This is a genomic window from Longimicrobiaceae bacterium, from assembly GCA_035696245.1.
Classification (GTDB): Bacteria; Gemmatimonadota; Gemmatimonadetes; order Longimicrobiales; family Longimicrobiaceae; genus DASRQW01.
This window is the reverse complement of record DASRQW010000473.1, coordinates 1-18,632: the sequence shown is the minus strand read 5'-3', so window position 1 is coordinate 18,632 and position 18,632 is coordinate 1. Positions and strand designations below refer to the sequence as shown.

16 protein-coding genes are annotated in these 18,632 nt (G+C 70.7%); 2 read left to right on the top strand and 14 right to left on the bottom strand.

Annotated elements, in window-relative coordinates; translation table 11 throughout:
• Positions 1 to 286: 286 nt before the first annotated feature.
• The 6 genes from VFE05_21310 to VFE05_21285 all read right to left on the bottom strand — a co-directional run bounded on the left by VFE05_21310 (position 287) and on the right by VFE05_21285 (position 7,557).
• Positions 287 to 1,384, bottom strand: a complete 1,098-nt coding sequence (locus VFE05_21310) for a tail fiber domain-containing protein (GenBank protein ID HET6232628.1) — start codon at positions 1,382 to 1,384, stop codon at positions 287 to 289.
• A 31-nt stretch (positions 1,385 to 1,415) separates the two neighbouring features.
• Positions 1,416 to 2,447, bottom strand: a complete 1,032-nt coding sequence (locus VFE05_21305) for a hypothetical protein (protein HET6232627.1) — start codon at positions 2,445 to 2,447, stop codon at positions 1,416 to 1,418.
• Between the two features lie 155 nt (positions 2,448 to 2,602).
• Positions 2,603 to 3,079, bottom strand: coding sequence for an SRPBCC family protein (locus tag VFE05_21300; GenBank protein ID HET6232626.1), 477 nt, complete (start codon positions 3,077 to 3,079; stop codon positions 2,603 to 2,605).
• A gap of 205 nt (positions 3,080 to 3,284) precedes the next feature.
• The gene (locus tag VFE05_21295; protein HET6232625.1) at positions 3,285 to 5,351 is read right to left on the bottom strand and encodes a carbon starvation CstA family protein; all 2,067 of its coding nucleotides are present in this window, start codon (positions 5,349 to 5,351) and stop codon (positions 3,285 to 3,287) included.
• 546 nt (positions 5,352 to 5,897) lie between these two features.
• Positions 5,898 to 6,512 carry a hypothetical protein gene (locus tag VFE05_21290; protein HET6232624.1) on the bottom strand — a complete coding sequence of 205 codons (615 nt, stop codon included), beginning with the start codon at positions 6,510 to 6,512 and terminating at the stop codon, positions 5,898 to 5,900.
• Positions 6,513 to 6,525: 13 nt separating this feature from the next.
• Complete coding sequence (locus VFE05_21285; GenBank protein ID HET6232623.1) at positions 6,526 to 7,557, bottom strand: hypothetical protein; 1,032 nt, start codon at positions 7,555 to 7,557, stop codon at positions 6,526 to 6,528.
• A gap of 305 nt (positions 7,558 to 7,862) precedes the next feature.
• Between VFE05_21285 and VFE05_21280 the strand changes: the two genes are divergently transcribed.
• Together VFE05_21280 and VFE05_21275 are read left to right on the top strand one after the other, a co-directional pair.
• Positions 7,863 to 8,039: a hypothetical protein gene (locus tag VFE05_21280; protein ID HET6232622.1), complete on the top strand. Its 177-nt coding sequence runs from the start codon at positions 7,863 to 7,865 to the stop codon at positions 8,037 to 8,039.
• 407 nt (positions 8,040 to 8,446) lie between these two features.
• Positions 8,447 to 8,629: a pinensin family lanthipeptide gene (locus VFE05_21275; GenBank protein HET6232621.1), complete on the top strand. Its 183-nt coding sequence runs from the start codon at positions 8,447 to 8,449 to the stop codon at positions 8,627 to 8,629.
• A 113-nt stretch (positions 8,630 to 8,742) separates the two neighbouring features.
• Here VFE05_21275 and VFE05_21270 read toward each other — a convergent pair whose 3' ends face one another.
• From VFE05_21270 to VFE05_21235, 8 genes are all read right to left on the bottom strand, one after another.
• Positions 8,743 to 10,140 (bottom strand): NAD-dependent succinate-semialdehyde dehydrogenase, encoded by a 1,398-nt coding sequence (locus VFE05_21270; protein ID HET6232620.1) that lies wholly within the window; start codon positions 10,138 to 10,140, stop codon positions 8,743 to 8,745.
• Positions 10,140 to 10,505 carry a HepT-like ribonuclease domain-containing protein gene (locus VFE05_21265; GenBank protein HET6232619.1) on the bottom strand — a complete coding sequence of 122 codons (366 nt, stop codon included), beginning with the start codon at positions 10,503 to 10,505 and terminating at the stop codon, positions 10,140 to 10,142. Before VFE05_21265 ends, VFE05_21270 begins: the two co-directional genes overlap by 1 nt.
• Positions 10,492 to 10,812, bottom strand: coding sequence for a nucleotidyltransferase family protein (locus tag VFE05_21260; GenBank protein HET6232618.1), 321 nt, complete (start codon positions 10,810 to 10,812; stop codon positions 10,492 to 10,494). Before VFE05_21260 ends, VFE05_21265 begins: the two co-directional genes overlap by 14 nt.
• Before the next feature lie 99 nt (positions 10,813 to 10,911).
• Positions 10,912 to 13,149 (bottom strand): hypothetical protein, encoded by a 2,238-nt coding sequence (locus tag VFE05_21255; protein HET6232617.1) that lies wholly within the window; start codon positions 13,147 to 13,149, stop codon positions 10,912 to 10,914.
• Complete coding sequence (locus VFE05_21250; protein HET6232616.1) at positions 13,146 to 13,808, bottom strand: OmpA family protein; 663 nt, start codon at positions 13,806 to 13,808, stop codon at positions 13,146 to 13,148. The genes VFE05_21255 and VFE05_21250 overlap by 4 nt, the downstream gene beginning before the upstream one ends.
• Before the next feature lie 7 nt (positions 13,809 to 13,815).
• The gene (locus tag VFE05_21245) at positions 13,816 to 15,606 is read right to left on the bottom strand and encodes a hypothetical protein (GenBank protein HET6232615.1); all 1,791 of its coding nucleotides are present in this window, start codon (positions 15,604 to 15,606) and stop codon (positions 13,816 to 13,818) included.
• On the bottom strand, positions 15,606 to 16,241 hold the full coding sequence (locus tag VFE05_21240) for a hypothetical protein (protein ID HET6232614.1): 636 nt from the start codon (positions 16,239 to 16,241) through the stop codon (positions 15,606 to 15,608). The genes VFE05_21245 and VFE05_21240 overlap by 1 nt, the downstream gene beginning before the upstream one ends.
• Before the next feature lie 3 nt (positions 16,242 to 16,244).
• Positions 16,245 to 18,632 (bottom strand): cell division protein FtsA (locus VFE05_21235; protein HET6232613.1); only part of this gene is annotated, 2,388 nt, incomplete at its 5' end.

Sequence of the window (18,632 nt, the reverse complement as noted above, 5' to 3'; positions counted from 1 at the left end):
CCCCCGCAAGCGGGAGAGGGGAGAACTACTTGCAACGACTGAGCTTATCCAGCTTCGAACCCCGACGAACCCACCCCACCGTGGAGCAAGCTCCCCTCCCCCAGGCAGTTTTGGGGGAGGGGTTGGGGGAGGGGGCCACCTGCCCGTGCCGTGATCCGTCCCGATTGGCCCGATCGTTCTCCCCCTCGAAACGAAAGAAGCCCGGCGTCTCGCGACGGCCGGGCCTCTCCTTGTCCCGCGTGCCCGGCCGTTCCTCCGGACGAGGACGCGGTGAGGACGGTCCCGGCTACGGCTTGGCGGCCGGCGCGGGCTGGGCGGCGAGCACCGCCTCGATGCGCTCCAGGCGGCGGGCCAGGTCGTCCGCACGGGCGCGCTGCGCGGCGGCCTCGTGCTCTAGCGCGTCGATGCGGGCCTGCTGCGCCGCGATGATCTGCTGCTGCGTCGCAGAGCGTGCGTCGAGCGCCTGGATGCTGGCGAGCGCCACACCGCTCTCGTCCACCGAGTTCACCGTCACCGAGTCGTTGCCCAGCCCGAATGCACGGTGGAAGTCCTGCGCCATGGGGCCCAGGTGGCGGACGCCGGTATCGTCCACCTTGTAGCTCCAGGTGGTGATGGGCACGGACCGCAGCCGGGTCAGCACGTCTTCGCCCGCCACCCGCTCGAAGGCGTACTTGCGGCGCACGTCGGAGTTGTTGGTCCACACGCCGCTGGTGGAGAGATAGGCACCCGTGCTGGTGCTGATCACCGCGCTCGCCTGGCCCCAGTTGCTGACGGTGGCGCCGGACTGGAGGGTCACGCCGGTGCTCAGGTTGCTGCTGGTGAAGATCCGGAACCCGCCGCTCACCCGCCAGTTGGCCGAGTGGTTCACGCCCGCCCGCAGCGTGTCTACCGACGAGCGGTCCGAGAAGACGAACGAGCCCTGCCGCGCGTTCGTGTGCGCGTGGTAGCCCATGGCGACCGAGGCGGCGCCGCTGGCCGTGACGTCCTCGCCCACCGCGAAGCTGCTGACCTGGGCCGCCGTGGCCCGGATGCCGAACGCCGTGGCGTTGTCGCCGCTGGCGCGCACGTCCTGTCCCGCGGCCACCGAGTACGAGCCGATGTTGGCGGCGTCCCACTGCGTGCCGCTGATGCCGCCGGCGCGGAAGGCGCCCTTCCGCGGATACCACATCATACGCGTTCCCGCGCCCTCCACCGGAATTCCAGTACCCGAGGGGTCGCTGTCGTAGGTGCCGCCGAAGGAGGAGCCGGCGTCCACGTTCACACGGAACAGGCTCGCCCCGCTCTTGCTCACGGCGAAGGCGGAATCCGGGGTCTGCGCGGAGGCGGGGGTAGCCGCCAGGACCAAGGCCGCGGCGAGCGCGGCCTTGCGGAGCGTCTGGTTCATGTGGGTATCGATGGGTGTCTGTGGATGGACGTCAGGGAATGGAGATGCTGAGCGCCTGGTCCTTCACGTTCAGGGCGCCCGTCACGGTGACCGCGCCGCTGGCGGTGGTGGAGCCCTGCAGCGAGGTGCCGCCGGTGACCGACAGCGCGCTCAGGCTGCCGCGCGTCAGCGCCCCGGCGCCGTCCATCTGCACGGTTCCACTGGTGATGGCGCCCGGCGCGTCCACGTTGCCGCCCGCGCGCAGGGTGTGGCCCGCCAGCGCCAGCGTGCTGCCGAAGCCCACGCGCAGGTGCAGCACCCGCGCGTCTGCCGAGAGCACCGGCATGTTGTGCGAGGCCAGCAGCGAGTCCGCCGGGATCATCACCGCGCTGGTGGAGTCCGGCACCTGCCCGTCACTCCAGTTGGCGGCGGCGAACCAGTCGGTGCCCGCCGTGCCCGTCCACACCTTGTCCAGCAGCGGCGCGCCCTCGTCGAGCAGGGAAGCGCTGACGTACACGCTGAAGGTGAAGGTGCCCACCGTGCCGGGCACGTTGAACTGCCAGGTCTTCGCCGCCGAGATCTCGAACGGCGAAAGGATCTGGTCGTACCGGAAGTACGGCTGCGCCGCGCCCGTGAACATCCCGGTGCCGTCGGCGTTCGCCAGCGTCACGATGCCCGAGCCCGACGTGACCGTGGGTCCGGAGCTGAAGAAGACCGACACGCCCGAGACGGTATTGCCGTCCGGCGTGCCCATGGCCTGCCGCAGCAGGTTCTGCACGGTCACGCTGCTCTGGAAGATCTCGGTGCCCGAGTCGTACGACGTGCCCGAGCTGCTGAGCTTCACGTACGTTTCCTGGCCGCCCACGATCTTGTTGCCGCGCGCGGCCACGGCGCCGGCCGATGCCGGCGCGGGCGCGCAGGCCATCTGCCGCGTGGCGACCGTCACGCTGCACTCGATGCGGACGAGCGAAGAGCCGGGCTGCGCCGCCGGTGACGGCAGGATCGCGTCACGGTCCGAGCAGGCGCACGCCAGCACGAGCAGCGGGCAGGCCCAGCCGCGCCGCAGGGCGATGGAGGTCTTCATCGGTGGTCGTGTGGGGGTATGTCGATGGAAAGGTGGGTATACCGCGGGTGAAGCATAGCGGAAGTCCCGTGCGCTGACAACGTTTGTATACACCCTCGCCATCGGCCCGTACTCGTCGCGCCGATCCTTGGAGCATCCTCTGAAGGACGGGCCGGTCACTCGGCGAGGAACCGGCGCCACTCCTCCGATTCGGCGACGCGCTTGATGGTGGCGGCGCGGCCGGTCAAGAACGCGCGCATGTACCGGGTGAGGAAGATCCGCTCCGCCAGGCGGCCCAGCGGACCCAGAGGCGCGGCGTAGTCGAACGTCTCGCGCATCAGCGTCCCGCCGCCGCTCGGCTCGAACCAGTGGTCGTGGTCGAAGCGCGCGAACGCGCCGCGCACCATGCTGTCGCGGAACCTCGCCGGCCGGTCCAGCTCGGTGATGCGCGTGGTGAGGCGCTGCCACACGCCCAGGTGCCGCGCCCGCCACGTCACCTCCTCGCCCAGCCCGATCAGCCCGCTCGTCCGTCCCGCCACCGCCGTCTCGCCCGTGGCGGCGGAGGTGTGCACGTGCAGGTCGATGCTGCGCGAAAGGTCGAAGCACCGCTCGGGCGGCGCGTCCACCCAGACCTCGATGCGGATGACGGGCATGCGTGGACGGGAGCGAGAGAGTCGAGGACGCTTCGCCCGCCCGCCAGGGCCGGGCGGGCGGGCGCGGGGCGACGGGGCGGGGCGCGGAAGGAAGATCGTCGGACCGCCGAATCCGCCGCGGGAGCGCGGGCTCCGCATCGGACGGACCGACGCGCCGGCGCGTTCTCCGCCGGCCGGGACGCGGGAGGCTGCACGACGGCCGACGTCAATCTCCCGCCACGAGCGTGCTGGGGATGTACGGCGTCTCCTGCACGGCGGCGGGCTTGCGGCGGGAGAGCACGAGCAGCCACTCGCGCACCGACGCGGCGATCACCAGCAGCGTGACCGCCATGAACACCGCGGCCACCGCGGCGTCCAGCCGGTCGTTGAAGATCATCCGTTGCGCATCGCCCACCGTCTTCGCACCCGCGGGCAGCGCGCCGGCCGCGACCTTGTCCGCCACCGTGCGGGCGTGGGAGAGAAAGCCCAGCTTGGGATCTGCCGAGAACACCTTCTGCCATCCCGCCGTCATCGTCACCAGGACGATCCACGCCAGCGGGCCCAGCGTGGTCCACGAGTAGCGCGCCTTGCCCATCTTCACCAGCACCGTGGTGCCTACGCAGAGCGCGACGGCCGCCAGGAGCTGGTTGGAGATGCCGAACAGCGGCCACAGCGAGTTGATGCCTCCCAGCGGGTCCACCACGCCCTGGTACAGGAAGTACGCCCACCCCGCCGTCACCAGCCCACTGCTGAGCACGATGCTGGGATACCAGCTGGTGCGCCCCAGCGGCTTCCACGCGTGGCCCATCAGCTCCTGGAGCATGAAGCGCCCCACGCGCGTGCCGGTGTCGATGGTGGTGAGGATGAACAGCGCCTCGAACATGATGGCGAAGTGATACCAGATGGCCGTCATCGACCCGCCGAACACGCCGGAGAAGATCTGCGACATGCCCACGGCCAGCGACGGCGCCCCGCCCGTGCGCGCCAGCAGCGTCTGCTCGCCAACGCTGGCGGCCAGCGCCCGCATGTCCTCGGGCGAGACCACGAAGCCCCACGTGGCGATGGTCTTCGTGGCCGCCTCGAGCGTGGGGCCCACCACGCCCGCCGGCGAGTTGATGGCGAAGTACACGCCCGGCTGCAGGATGGACGCGGCGATCATCGCCATCACGCCCACGAAGCTCTCCATGAGCATGGCGCCGTAGCCCACGAAGCGCGCGTGGCTCTCCTTGGTCAGCATCTTGGGCGTGGTGCCCGACGCGACCAGCGCGTGGAAGCCGCTGATGGCGCCGCACGCGATGGTGATGAAGGCGAACGGGAAGAGCTTGCCGGAGAAGACGGGCCCCGTGCCGTCGGTGAACCGCGTGAGCGCCGGCATGTGGATCACCGGCAGCGACACCAGGATGCCCGCCGCCAGCGCCAGGATGGTCCCGATCTTCAGGAAGGTCGACAGGTAGTCGCGCGGACAGAGCAGCACCCAGACGGGGAGCACGGAGGCGATGAAGCCGTAGCCTGCGAGCAGCCACACCAGCGTGGTGCCATCCACCGTGAACCACGCGGCCCACGCGGGCGACGCGTTCACCCATCCCCCCGCTACCACTGCGGAGAGCACCAGCACCACGCCGATGGCCGACGCCTCGCCCACCTTGCCCGGGCGGAAGCGGTGCATCCACCACCCCATGAGCAGGGCGATGGGCACCGTGCAGGCGATGGTGAACATGCCCCACGGCGAGTGCTTCAGCGCGTTGACCACGATCAGCGCGAGCACCGCCAGCAGGATCACCATGATCGCCAGCACCGCCACCATGGCCGTGTAGCCCGCCACCGAGCCGATCTCCTCGCGCGCCATCTGTCCCAGCGACTTGCCGTCGCGCCGCATGGAGGCGAACAGGATCACGAAGTCCTGCACCGCGCCCGCCAGCACCACGCCCACGATCAGCCACAGCGTGCCGGGCAGGTAGCCGAACTGCGCGGCGAGCACCGGCCCCACCAGCGGCCCGGCCCCCGCGATCGCCGCGAAGTGGTGGCCGAAGAGGACCCACTTGTTGGTGGGGATGAAGTCCACGTGGTTGTCCAGCCGCTCGGCCGGCGTGGCGCGCGCGTCGTCCAGCCCGAACACGCGGTTCGCCAGGAAGCGCGCGTAGAAGCGGTACGCCGTGAGGTAGGTGCACACGGCGGCCACCACGATCCACGCGGCGTTGATGGACTCGCCGCGGTGCAGGGCCACCAGCGCGAGCGCGCCGGCGCCGAGCAGCGCGGTGGCGGCCCAGAGTAGCTTGGACAGGTTCTTGGGCATGGTGCTGCAGGTGGGGATGGAGATGCACGGCGGGAGGCGCCGGCCGTCGGGCCGAGATCGGGGCACATCCGTCGTTCGGACGGACGTTCGAGCCGCCATCATCTTACCCGCGAACCCTCCGAAAGGGAAGCGTCCCCGCCGTTTTTCGGGAGATGCGAACCGGCGCACACTCGGTCCGCCGCTCGCAATCGAACCTGCGACGCGTAGGGGTGCGATTCATCGCATCCGCCCTCTCCGCGCGCGCAGCCGTTCCGGTCGCGCACCGATTCCGCACACGAACTCCGCGCTTGATCTGGAGAAACGCATCGGCCGGCGAACGCGAGGTCCGCCGGCCGATGCTCACGAAGTCCGGGAGAGTCGGTGCGGCCAGCATCGCCCTGGCGGCCAAAGCCGCGGGCTACGATGGCGCGAAGCCCACCTCCGTGGGCTGCTCCCGATGGGCTGAACCGCTTCGGCGAGAACTCCGCGAAGGCAAGTCGATCTACCCGGATTCCGCATAATCTCCCGAACCGCAGATCGCGCGGTCCGCCGATGCTGCCGCTTCGATCAGCCTTCCTCGGATAACGCGGCGATGCAATCCTCGCGGATGCGCCAGGCGGTGGCGAGGTCCATCGGGCGCCCCGCATCTCCCGAATCCAGCCAGCGCTGCATGGTTTCGCGGTGGATGCGCAGCTTGTGCTCGCCGATCTGCTCCGGCGAGATCGTCTCCTCGTGGATGAAGCGGGCGATGGGCTCCGCCGCGTCCGCGCCTGCGCGCGTCACGTCCACCCGCACGCCGCGCGAGACGAGGTAGCAGTGCGCCTCGGGGATGCCGTGCAGCGCGTGGCGGTGGAGGACCGCGCCGACGCCGGGCGTGTTCGCCTCCGTCATCTCGTACACGCCGACGGCGAGATCCATGCTCTGCCCATGCTCGCTCGCGAGCCGGGCCAGCAGCGCGTGCTTGGTGCTGCACGTTCCGCATCCCTCGCGCAGCACGCACGCGGGGTCCGCCCGGTCGGAGTTGCGGCCGTACGGCAGCGCGTGCACGTACGCCGCCGCCGCGCGAAAGTCCGCCACGCCCCGCCGCAGGAAGTCCGCGCCCACCGGCGAACCCGCCGAGAGCGCGAACTCCGGCAGCGCATCCACGGCTGCGAAAAGCGGGACTTCCGGCGGCGCGATCACCCTCCCGGCCTGCTCAGTCGCGGCCGATGACCAGGAGCGTGAAGCTGCCGGGCACGACGCTGGGGCGCGGGTGCGGGCGCTCGGCGGTGGGCGCGGGCGGCGGGCCGAACTCCGCCGTGACCAGGTAGATGCGGTGCGTACGCAGGTCCAGCGCCATGGTACGCGCCCCGCGCTGCGTGGGCAGCGTCTGCACTACGGCGAAGCTGGAGGGCGACGCCTCGTGCACGACGGTGAGCGTGCCCTCGCCGTTGGAGCTGAACGCATCTCCCGTGGCCGGGTCGAACGCCGCCGCATCCGGCCCGTCGCCAATCGGGATCGTGGCGACGAGGTGGCCGTTGTCCGCATCCACCACGGCCATCGACTTGTTGCCGCACACCGCGAAGAGGCGGCGGTGCGCGCGGTCCATCGCCAGGCCGCTCGGCTCCTCGCACGGCGCAAGCGGGTACGTGCCCGCCACCCGCAGCGTGCGCGTGTCGAAGGCGACGATGGCGCTCTTGTCCTCCAGGTTGGCGAACATCCGCCCGCGCCCGTCCGCCACGGCGAACTCCGGCCGCCCGCCCAGCTCCACCGTGCCGGCGATGGCGCCCGTCGCCGCGTCGATGGCCGTGGCCGTCGTGCCGCCCGCGTTGAAGGCGAACACGCGGCCGGACACGGAGTCGTACGCGATCGCGTCCGGGTTGCGCCCCGTGCCGTGCACCGAGCCCACGACCGCCAGCGTCTTCAGGTCGAAGATGGTGACGCTGGAGTCGCGGCCGTTGCTGGTGAAGCCGCGGCCCAGCGCCGGCGCCAGCGCGATGCCGTGCACGCCCGTGGTGCCGGGGATGTCGCCCACCACGCTGTCGTTGTCCGTGCTCACTACCATCACGTGCGAGCCGCGCGACAGGTACAGCCGGTGCGCGTCGGCGTCGGCCGTCACGTAGTCCCACCCGCCCTCGCCGCCCAGCCGCACGCGCGAGATCACGTGGTACGGGGACGCCTGCGCGTGGGCGGCACCTGCGGTGGCGAGCAGCGCGAGCGCCGCGGCGAGCGAACGGGAGCGGATCATGGCAGTCAGCCTGGAGATCGGGGGTGGGCGGAACGACGTGTGACAGGCACGCTATCCCCTTGCCGCGCCACGCGCTAGGGTCGACCGACGACCTTCCGCTCCACACGATTGGAAGATGCGGCACTCCGTAAAACCCACGCGACGCCTCGCTCGTGCGGCACTCCGCAGGCGTCCTCTCCGTCACCGCCGCTTCCGTTGATCGTCCCGACGCGCGCATCTTGGGCCTCGACATCACGATCCGGTGGATTTACGTTCACCGGTCGTACTCCTCCTGCGCCCCCCTCCCCGACGACAAGGAAAGCATCATGCGCAAGCTGAAGCTGGAGAACCTGACGGTCGATTCGTTCGAGACCACCGCGGCGATGATGGCCGATGGCAAAGGCACCGTGCAGGCCCAGGCGTTGACCTTCGCCCCCACGTACTGCTGCTCCAACCGGTCGCTCGTCTTCGCATGCCCGCCCAGCGTGCCGTGCACGCCGTGACGGCGAGGTGACGCAGCAAGCTGGATACGGAAAAGGGGGAGACGCCGCGTGCATCTCCCCCTCCTCCGTTCATCCCTTCGCGCCGAGCTCCGCGGTCACTCCCTGGGGCGCGAGACGCCCGCATCGAGCGAGGCGCCGTAAATCGATCCCGGCCTCAGCGTGCCCCGTCATTCGCGAGGTTCGCATCTACGGAGATACGAAGCCGAATGCGTCATCGCGGTGAGCGCCATTGAGAACGCTGATGATGCAGCTTCAGCCTGAACGCCACGTGTTTTCCGATCTGCAACACCCGATTGTGGCAGCTAAACCCATTTCCAGTCTACACTTGCATGATCTGCGGGTGTGTTTTACCTTCAACCGCAAGGTGCTGCGTCCCTGCCGCACCGTTCCCGATCACGAGGAGCATCATGCGCAAGCTGAAGCTGGACGCCCTGGCCGTGGAGTCGTTCGAGACGAGCGTGGAGACCCGCGCGGAGCTCGGAACCGTGCAGGGGCAGATGGTCTCGGCCTCGCCCACGTCGTGCTGCCCGAAGCAGACGTACGTGTACGCCTGCCCGGTGAGCACGAGCTGTCCGCGCTACGACGGCTGACCCAGCCAGGCCGGTATACGTATCGAAGGGGGAAGCGCCACGCCGGCCGCTTCCCCCTTCCGCATCTCCCATCCGCCGTCCATCTGGCGGATCGCCCGCGCGCTCCTCGTGTGCTACTCCGCCGCGGCGCCCGCCGTGTTTTTCGGCTGGTCGATCCACACCGACTTGACGTTTACGAACTCTCGGATGCCGAAGGTGCCCAGTTCGCGCCCGTAGCCGGACTCCTTCACGCCGCCGAACGGCAGCCGCGGGTCCGAAGCGACCATCGCGTTCACGAACGTCATCCCCGCCTCGATCTCGCGGACGAAGCGCTCGCGCTCGGCCTCGTCGTTCGTCCACACGCTGCTGCCCAGGCCGAACTGCGAGTCATTCGCCTGGCGGATCGCGGCGTCCACGTCTGGCACGCGGAAGAGCAGCGCCACCGGCCCGAACACCTCCTCGCGGTACGCGGGCGACGCTTCCGGGATGTCGGTGAGGATGGTGGGACGGTAGAAGAAGCCGGGCCCGGGTACGCGCTCGCCGCCGGTGAGGACGCGCGCGCCCATGCGTACCGACCTCGCCACCTGCTCCTCCACCTCGTCGCGGATGCTGGCCGTCGCCAGGGGCCCCACGGCCGTGGACTCCAGCATCGGGTCGCCCACCGTGAGCGCCTCCATCTCCCGCACGAACAGCCGCTCGAACTCGTCCGCCACGGCTTCGTGCACGATGAAGCGCTTGGCGGCGATGCACGACTGGCCGTTGTTGATGGTGCGCGCCTTGACCGCGGTCTTCGCCGCCGCTTCCAGGTCCGCGCTGGGCATGACGATGAACGGATCGCTGCCGCCCAGCTCCAGCACCGTCTTCTTCAGCCGCTTGCCCGCTCGCTCGGCCACGCTGCTGCCCGCCGGCGTGCTGCCCGTGAGGGTCGCCGCCCGGATGCGCGGGTCGTCGATGATGCGCCCCACCGCGTCCGAGCCCACCAGCAGCGTCTGGAACGCGCCCGCCGCGAACCCTGCCCGGCGGAACACAACCTCGATGGCCAGGGCGCAGCGCGGGACGTTGCTCGCATGCTTCAGGACACCCACGTTGCCGGCCATCAGCGCGGGCGCGGCGAAGCGGAAGACCTGCCAGAGCGGGAAGTTCCACGGCATCACCGCCAGCACCGGACCCAGCGGCAGGTACGCGACGAAGCTGCGGACGGCGTCCGTCTCCAGCTCCTCGTCGGCCAGGAAGCGCTCGGCGTTCTGGGCATAGAAGCGGCAGGTGGTGGCGCACTTCTCCACCTCGGCGACGGCGGCCGCGAGCGTCTTTCCCATCTCCGTCGTCATCATCCGGCCCAGCGCGTCCTTCTCGCCCTCGAGGATCTCCGCCGCGCGCGTCATCTTCGCCGCCCGCTCCGCGAAAGACGTGCGGCTGTGCTGCCGGAACGCCTCTTCGGCGCGGGTGAGCCTGGCGTCCACCTCCGCCTCGCCCAGCGCCTCGAACGTCTCCAGCGTCTCCCCCGTCGCGGGGTTGATCGTCGCGATCGGCATCAGTCGGCTTCCGTGTGTGCGCCGCCCGCTGGTGCGTCGAGGATGGCTTCCAGTTGGGTGCAGAGTTGGGGAAACTCGACTGTTACCGTCGTCCACACGATGTCCAGGTCGATGTCGTAGTAGGCGTGCACAAGCCGGTTCCGGATGCCTGTCATCAACGGCCACGGGAGATGCGAAGCGGCCGACCGCCCTTGCTCGGATACCCTCGATGCAGCTTCTCCCACAATTTCGATCAGCTTCACGAGCACCAAAGCAAGCGCCCGGTCGTGCTCCAACGCGTGGCGTGTGCGGCCTCCGGTAAAACCGACCGCCTCGTCAGCCGCCTCCAGCATGTGCCGCAGCCTCACCGAATCAGGCAGCGTCATACCACACGTCCGCAGTGGCGACCACCTCTGCGCGGAAGTACCGGCTGAGGTCCTTCGCAGTTCTCAGGTCGACCTTCCTTCCGTTCATGAACTCGGAGAACTCCAGTTCCATCCCAATGATTGCCATCATGCCAGGAATGTGGCCGGGCTCGAAGTCCACCAGGACATCGATATCGCTCTCCGGGTTGAAGTCGTCCCGGAGCACCGAGCCGAAGAACGCGAGACGGGAGATGTGGTGCTTGCGGCAGAATTCCGCAATCACGTCAGGGTCCACGTTCAGGCGCTGCTGGAGCATGGTCTGATTCATGAGCGTCGGCGTCGGCGAGGATGCGGACGAAAACCTCCGGCACGGAGCGGGCCACCGGGGGCGCGTCTCAAGATAACACCGCCGCCACGGGCCATGGAGCTACTTCTCGGTGAGGCTGCGCATGAAGGAGAGGAGCTGCGCGGAGTGCGCTACGGATTCCAGGCAGGCGGCGACCTTCGTGGCGAGCGCCGGGCGCGTGAAGCAGGAGCCGTGCGCCGCCACCACCTGCGGGATGCGGTCCCACGGGAGCCAGCCCTGCACGGGGAGAGGCCGCGTGGCGAGCAGCTCCAGCACCATCAGCCCGAAGCTCATCGCGTCGGTCTCGGGGTTAGCGGTGTCGCCCACGCGGATCACGGGCGCGACGCCGCGGAAGCGCAGCCGCGGGAACTCGAGCGAGGTGGCCAGGGCGTCCGCGGGCGGCGAGAAGCGCTCGCCGAAGCGGCGCGCGCACGGGGCTTCGACCACCACGGCGGAGGGGCGGAACCCGCGTTCTTCCGTATCCCACTCCACGCCGAACGCGAAGGCGTCCGGGTGGTAGACCCCCAGCGCGAAGCCGGCCTCGTGCACCCCGGCGGCCGCGCGGGCGACCGCTCGCACGAATGCGTACCGGGCAGCGCCGTCCATCCAACTCCGCAGCGGAGGCGAATCGCCGAGCCGGAAGGCGAACGGCCGCGCGTAGAGGAAGCCCTCGCCGTCCTGCGGCCGCGTGCGCGCGGTGCCCAGCAGCCGCAGCGCCATGCCCGGGCGGACAGGCGCCAGCGCATGGAAGAGGTCGCGCTCGGCGTCGAGCCCGCCGGGCGAGACGGGGGTCTTCAGCCAGCCCCACGGATGCTCGGCGAACGGAGTGCGCACCTCGCGCGAGACCGTGCCCAGGAACGTCACGGGCTCGCGCGCGTCGCCGCCCACGGCGAGGGGCTCCGGGCCCGGGCGGGAGCCGGCCACGACCCGTAGCGCGCCCGGCTCGTCCACCGCCGGCTGCCAGCCCGGGGTGGCGAGCAGCTTAGCCGCGCCCTTCCGCTCCACGCGCCCGAACCAGTCGCCGCCCTCGCCCGCGAACACCCGGACACGGGCTTCCGTCCCGGTCACGTACCACCCTGCCGCATCCGGCGCGATGCCGTCGAAGAGCGGGTCGACCGCGAGCGCCCGCGACAGCTCGGTCTCGGCGTCCTCCGCGAAGATGCGGCAGTCCACCACGTCGCCCACGCGGGCGCGGCGGGCATGCACGCGCACGGGCGCCGGGTGCGCTGGCGTGAGGCAGACGAACGTGTCGTCGATGGGAACCGCGTACAGGATGGTCCGCGTCCCATCCACGTCGCTGTCATCCTCCGCGCCGCGGTCCACCGGGAGCTGCGCCTGCCATCCTTCGCCCGGCTGGCCGTAGAGCGCGGCCGTGGCGGAGCCCAGCAGCCCTCCCCACAGGTCCACATCCTCGCCCTCCGGCGCCAGCGACTCGCCCGGCCGCATCGCCTCCAGCGCCAGGCGCTCGGCCACCACGTGCCGCGACTCGCGCGCCGGCGACGCCCATCCACCGGCGCTGCCCAGCGCGGCCACGTGCAGCGCCCCCGCGGCCCGCAACGTGTCCGCGGTGTCCTCCGGCGGACGAGCTGCAGCCCGCCGCTCCAGCCGCAGCGCCAGCGCCGCGCGCAGCTCCGGCACCGTCGGCTCGGTTAACGGCTGAGCGACGTCCGACGATTCTACGATGCCGGATGGTGCGGTATCGAACGACGTGGTGTCGGAAGGCGGGATGCCGGATCGTGCGGTATCGGACGACGGAGACGGGAACGCGCCGGTGGGCGGAAGGTAGCGCTCCAACTCCTCCAGCCGGCGTACGACGCGCGCCATCCGCCGCCGCAGCGACTCCACGTTCTCCACCCGCTGCGCCCGTTCCAATTCGGTGGCCGTCACGCGGGCCTCGGCCAGCCAGGTGGCGGTGAAGTAGGGCAGGCGGGAGTAGCGGTGGGCGACACCCTCCATCTCGCGCCGGAACGCCTCGGCCGCGGCCTGTAGCTCGATCGCTCCATTCCCCCGCTCGAACATGCGCCGGACGTAAGCGTCGAACGCCCGGGACGCCGGCAGGTGCAGCGCCAGGCGCGCCAGGGGGCGGCGGAGCAGGCGCCGGAAGGGGCTCGCGGCGTCTTCGCCCAGGAAGAGCGAGAGCTCGTCGAAGGCCGAGCGCAGGGCGGGGAGGGGCTGGCTGGCGGCGCAAGCCTGCTCCAGGCGCGCGTGCATGGACCGCGCGCGCATCTCGATCCCGCGCAGCCACTGGTCCACGTTGGGGGGGATGCCCACGGGGTTGCGCAGCGCCCCGTCCGCGATGGGCGTGGGCCAGCCGCTCATCCGCGGCGTTCCACGCAACTCTTCCGGCGGGCCTGCTGCACGGTGTCTGACGGTATGACGGGGCGGATCTCCAGCTCGATGCGGCGGTCGGCCTCGTCCACGTGCCCGGACGCGGCGGCGGCGGGGTTCACCGGGTAGTACCGGCTGCGCCCCAGCGCCGAGACCTGGCACGCAGGGATACCCACGCTGTCGATGAGGAAGAGCGACACGGTGGCCGCGCGCGAGGCCGAGAGGATCCAGTTGCGCTCCGGCGAGCCCTCGCTGCTGGTGTGCCCCACCACCTGCACCTGGTCGATGTTGGGCAGCACTTCGGGCCTGCGGAGGAACCCGCCGAACGAGCGGAGGATGACCTTGCCCTCGGGCTTGAGCTTCGCCAGCTCGAAGCGGTCGACCGGGAAGGTGGCGTCGCCCTCGATGCGCACCAGCAGGTAGTCGCCCACGCGCCGCACGCTGACCCGGCTGTCGGTGTCGGCCCCGCGGATGGCGACCTCCAGCTTCTTCAGCGTGTTCTCTCTCGCGTCGGCCGCCCCGGCGCGTTGGATGGCGGGCACCGCCACGGCGGCGAAGAGGACCAGGAAGAGCAGCGTCGTGGCGGCCAGGAGGTCGGCGAAGGCGGGCCAGGGGCCGGAGCCCTCCTCGCCCGTCAGCTCGTCGTGCATCGCCATCTCAGGTCAGCCCGAAGCGCAGGGCCAGGCGGTAGATGCCGTACAGCAGCAGCGCCGCGCCCGTCACGCCGGCCATGGGCAGCAGTACCAGCGTGCGCGCCGTGAGCCGCTGCGAGTTCGCCTCCGCCGCCGATGCGATGCGCCGGAGCAGCGCGACGCCGTCGGGCCCCACTCCGGAGACGGTGGGGGAGGAAGATGTGGCGGGACCGGACGCCGGATAGCGGTCCGCCGCCGAGGCTCGGGGCAGCTCCGCAATCTGCCGGGTGATCTGGAGCGATGCCTCGGTCCACGCCTTCGCCGCCCGCTCGTCGATGCTGCCGATGCGTTCGCTGGCCGTGCGCACCGTCTCCCCCACGCCCAGCAGCGCGGGGGTGAGGCCGCCCACCACGTCCGCCAGCGCCCCGCCCTGCTCGCGAACCTGCTCGGCGACCGAGGCCACTCCCGCCAGCGCCTCGTCGATCTGCCGCGAGGCGCGCTCGGACGACTCGCCGAGGCGCAGCACCGCCTCCAGCCCGCGGGTGAGCTGGCCGGTGGCGTCGCGCATCTCCGCCACCGACTCGCGGGTCTCGGCGGCGCGGGCGCCCACGCTATCCACCAGGCCCTGGTAGACGCGGCTGTTCGCATCCACCGCCCGGCGCAGCTCTGCCAACTGCTGCTGCATGGATTGGAGGCCGCGAGCCGTATCCTCCTGGTGGTTGCGGTCCTGCTGCTCCACCACCACCACGAGCCGCTCCTTCAACTCCACGAGCGCCGAACGGAAGTCGTCGCCCAGCACCTGCAGCGCCCCTTCGATTCCCCCGAACGAGCGGCTCGCCTCCCGGATCTCCTCCGCGCTCTCGGTGAGCGCCTCGACCGCCGCCCGCAGAGGATCGGCGGATTGCGTGCGGCGGTTGTCGTAGATGTACTCGGCCGAGACCAGCTCAAGGCGCTCCAGCAGGTTGCGGCGGCCCACGGCCAGCCCCTGCGCCATCAGCCCCGCGGCGATTGCGCCGACGAGCGCCAGCGCATTGCCGCCGAATGCGTCCGCAACCGCCTGCAGCGGCTTCACAAGGGCGGTCTGCACGCCATCTCCGCCAGAGGCTGAGACGGCCTGAATCAAACTGGGCAGCGCGGTCTTCACGCCAGCAAATGTGCCGAGGACGGCCAGGAGGAGCAGGAGCGATGACGCGTAGCGCGTGAAGCTGCCGAAGCGCGCCGTCCGCTTCTCGGCGATGCCGCGCAGGTCCTCGGTGGAGATCTGGGCGGAGCCCGTGCCCAGATGCGCGTCGTACATGCGGCGCACCCGGTCGTCCACCAGCGTCTCGACGCGTGTGGTTGCATCGGTCTGGAGCGAGCGGATCTTCGCGTCGTACATCTCCTCACGACGGCCCTTGTCCATGAAGACGAGTGGAAGCCCTTCCCGCTTGTACTTCAGTACCCAGTTAATGTCCTCCTCTTCGTCCGCGATAGCTCGAATATCCTTACTCGCGAACCGCTCCGCAGCAACGAATAGTGCGATGCCGCCCAGCACCAGCACAGCGACCGCCGGGTTCCGCGCCTCGCCGAGCCCGAAGAGCTGGAGCAGCGAGGAGCCGGGCGCGCCGAGGAGGCTGTAGACGAACACGACCACGAACGCGGCGTAGAACGCGATCCCCGCGATCCACCAGCGGCGGGCGAGCAGGTGCCCGGCCTCCGGCGGCCGGATCATCTCCAGAGGCGGAGGGGGAGCGCCGCCCACGAGCGGCACTTCGGGAAGGTTCTCGGGCTCGAGCGAGGGGCCGTCTGGTGTGGCGGAGGGTGTCATGCTGGACATCAGAGGTTACGTGCGGTGCCGCGCTCCACGAGGGTGCCCCGGCTGCTGCCCTTGTCCCACTGGAGGACAGCGGGCTTGTCGGTGCGGTAGCGGGCATACGCCCCGCCACCGCCGAAATCGAAGAACTCCGACCATTTTTCCAGCGCCATGTGATCGATCTCCACCTGCTCGTTCAGGTACAGCAGCGCGCGCCCCGATCCCTGCTCCACCAGCGTGGCTACGGGCGTCAGCGACCGCGAGGGCACCACGCCACCGTCGTACAGCTCTACCGGCTGGCCATTGGGCGGAGGCGGGGAATACGCCGGCTCGGTCCGCCGGTATCCACCGTCCGTGTCGGCCGTACGAGGGGAAGTGGCGGAGACGGGCTCGGGCGCATCTGTCGCCTCCACCGATTCCCGCAAGTCGCGCAGTTCGGCGGAGAGATCGAGGACTCGCTTCATCAGCTGGTCGTGCTCTCCGCGGGAGACGACGCTGCCGTCCACCACCTGGCGGGGCTGCGGGGACGCGCGTTTCTCGTCCGACCGCATGCGGTCCACGCGCGACCGGGCGTCCGACGCGGTGCGGAACGCCATGCCGGCGACGAGCGCGGCCACGAGCGAGACGGCCAGCGGCAGCCAGCGCATCATGAGATCCACGGCCTACCTCCGGAAGAAGGCGTCACGCATGAGGTCCAGCACCGCCGTGGCTTCGAGCAGGAAGATGGAGCCGCGGAAGCCGCTCTCCAGCCCTGTCTGATACTCCAGCCGGCGCCGCGTCTCCTCCTGCAGGTCGCGGCGGTCGAGGGTCTGGAAGAAGGAGCGGTAGCGGGCCCCGGTGCGCGCCCACTGCTCGCCGTAGGACCCGACGCCGCCGACCGCGCCGAGCAGCGCGGCGTGGAAGCGCTCGATCTCCATCTCCCCGTCTTCCCACCGCATCCCCGCCGCCCACGCCTGGTCCACCACCTCGCCCGCGTCGAAGCGCGAGGTGACGTCCAGGCGCCGCTCCGCGTCTCCCGCCCCGTTCCCCGTCACCAGCCGCTCGCCGATCACGGGGGTGAGGGCAGCGCCCGTGTCACTGAGCTGCGACGTCTGCACCAGCGCCACCAGTCCGCGCGCGACCTCCTCCTTGGGCTTGTCGCTGCGCTCTACGTGCGGCGGCCGGGACGCAACGGCGCCCGGGCCCGCTCCCGCCACGGCCAGCGCGGCCAGCGCCCGCTTGAACACGTCGGGGCCGTGCGACGGGACGAGGTCGGTGAGCCAGTCGATGTAGCGGCTGCCGTTGCCCGCGAGGACGACGCGCTGCGGCAGCTCCACCGGCGCCCCTTCGGGCGCCAGCGCGCGGAAGGTGAGGCCCACGTAGTAGAAGAGCGCGCCGAAGAAGTAGAAGATGATGCCCTGGAAGCCGTGGAACGCGGCGTCGGCGTGGAACAGCGCCGCGCGTCCCTGCTGAAACCACGCGGTGCCCACCAGGTAGCTGAACGCCAGGTGCACCTCGCCGTCGCGCAGGTACGTCTCCACCACACCGCGGGCCTGCTGCGGCAGGTCGTGCTCGCACGCCCAGCGGAAAAAGGCGTCCACGAACGGGTTCCCCAGCATCTCCTGCGAGGCGGCCTGCTGGCGGCGGCCGGTCAGGTTGCGCCCGCCCAGGATCACCGAGTCCAGCACCAGCACCTTGTTGCGCCCGTACACCGCCAGGTCCGACGTGCCGCCGCCGATGTCCAGGATCGCCTGCATGTCGCCGGCGACGCCCACCTGGCCTGCGTTGAAGAAGTGCCGCAGCGCGCTGGTGCTCTCGTCCAGCTCCTCGCGCAGCGCGCCCTCGGCCAGGCCCAGGTGCGCGAAGGTGGCCATCACGTGCTGCCACTGCTTGCGGAGCTGGTTGACCTGAGATGTGGAAAAGGCGCGCGGGTACGCCCAGCGGAAGGTGACGTGCGCCGGGTCCACGCCGTGCTGAACGGCCTCGCCCAGGACGGTGGCGACGACGTGGCGCAGGAACGACGCGGAGAGGAAGTACGAGTGGCTCTGGCGCGACCACTTGAGGTCGCCCGCCACCTTGTTGGTCTCGTAGCTGTCCACGTAGCCGGAGAACGGCACCGTCACGCGCAGGCCCAGCTTCTCGGCCTCCACGTCCAGCCGCGGCAGGTTCTTCATGTGCACCACCGCGGTGCCGAACGGCCGCTCGGGGATGGACGCGGGAAAGAAGTACGCGGACATCAGGTCCGCCGTGCCGGGGCCTGTGTGCGTGAGCGGCAGCATCAGGTCTTCCGAGCCGAAGAGGCGCGCGGCGGGCTGCTCGTTCTCGCGGATGCTGATGACGGTGTTGGAGGTGCCGAAGTCCACCCCCACCTCCCACCGCGTCTGCGTGGCCGAGTCGGTGCCCACGAAGCGCGGCAGCACCACGCCCAGCGGCTCCACGCGGCCGGGCCCGGCCACGGTGCTGCGGATCTCCAGCACCTCGGGCGCGGTGGAGAGCGCGACGGCCTCCACCAGCGGGGTGCGGCGTACGCGCTCGGCCGCGATCTGCCGGCCGCCGGCGAACGCCTCGACCGTCATGTTCTCGGCCAGCAGCGTGGTGCTGTCGGTGCGGAACAGCACGTAGTCCTTCCACCGGTCGTGCTGGAACGAGGGCCATATCGCCAGGCCCGGCCCCGCCTCACGGCGCACGTGTCCCTCGTCGTACGTGCGGCGCACCACCACGCGCTCCCCGCCGTCTTCCGGCCCCACGTCCAGCGTCAGGGAGACCGTCACCGACCCGCTCGGCAGCACATCCACCGCCAGCATCCGGTCCACGTCGTCTGGCGAGAACCAGCGGAAGAACTCCGCGCGCAGCGGAAGCGCCAGCCTCGCCTCGCCGAAGCGCGCGTCGCCCTGCCGCTGCGTGCGGTATCCCTTCAGCCCCTTCACGCTCTCCGGCTCCAGCGGCTCGCTGAGCAGCAGCAGCGAGTCGGTGAGCCAGTCGTGCACGGGGTCAACCCACGGATGCCGCTCGCCCAGGCCGGGCAGCACGGCATGGTCCAGCGTCCGCAGGTCCGCGGGAAGGCGCACGGG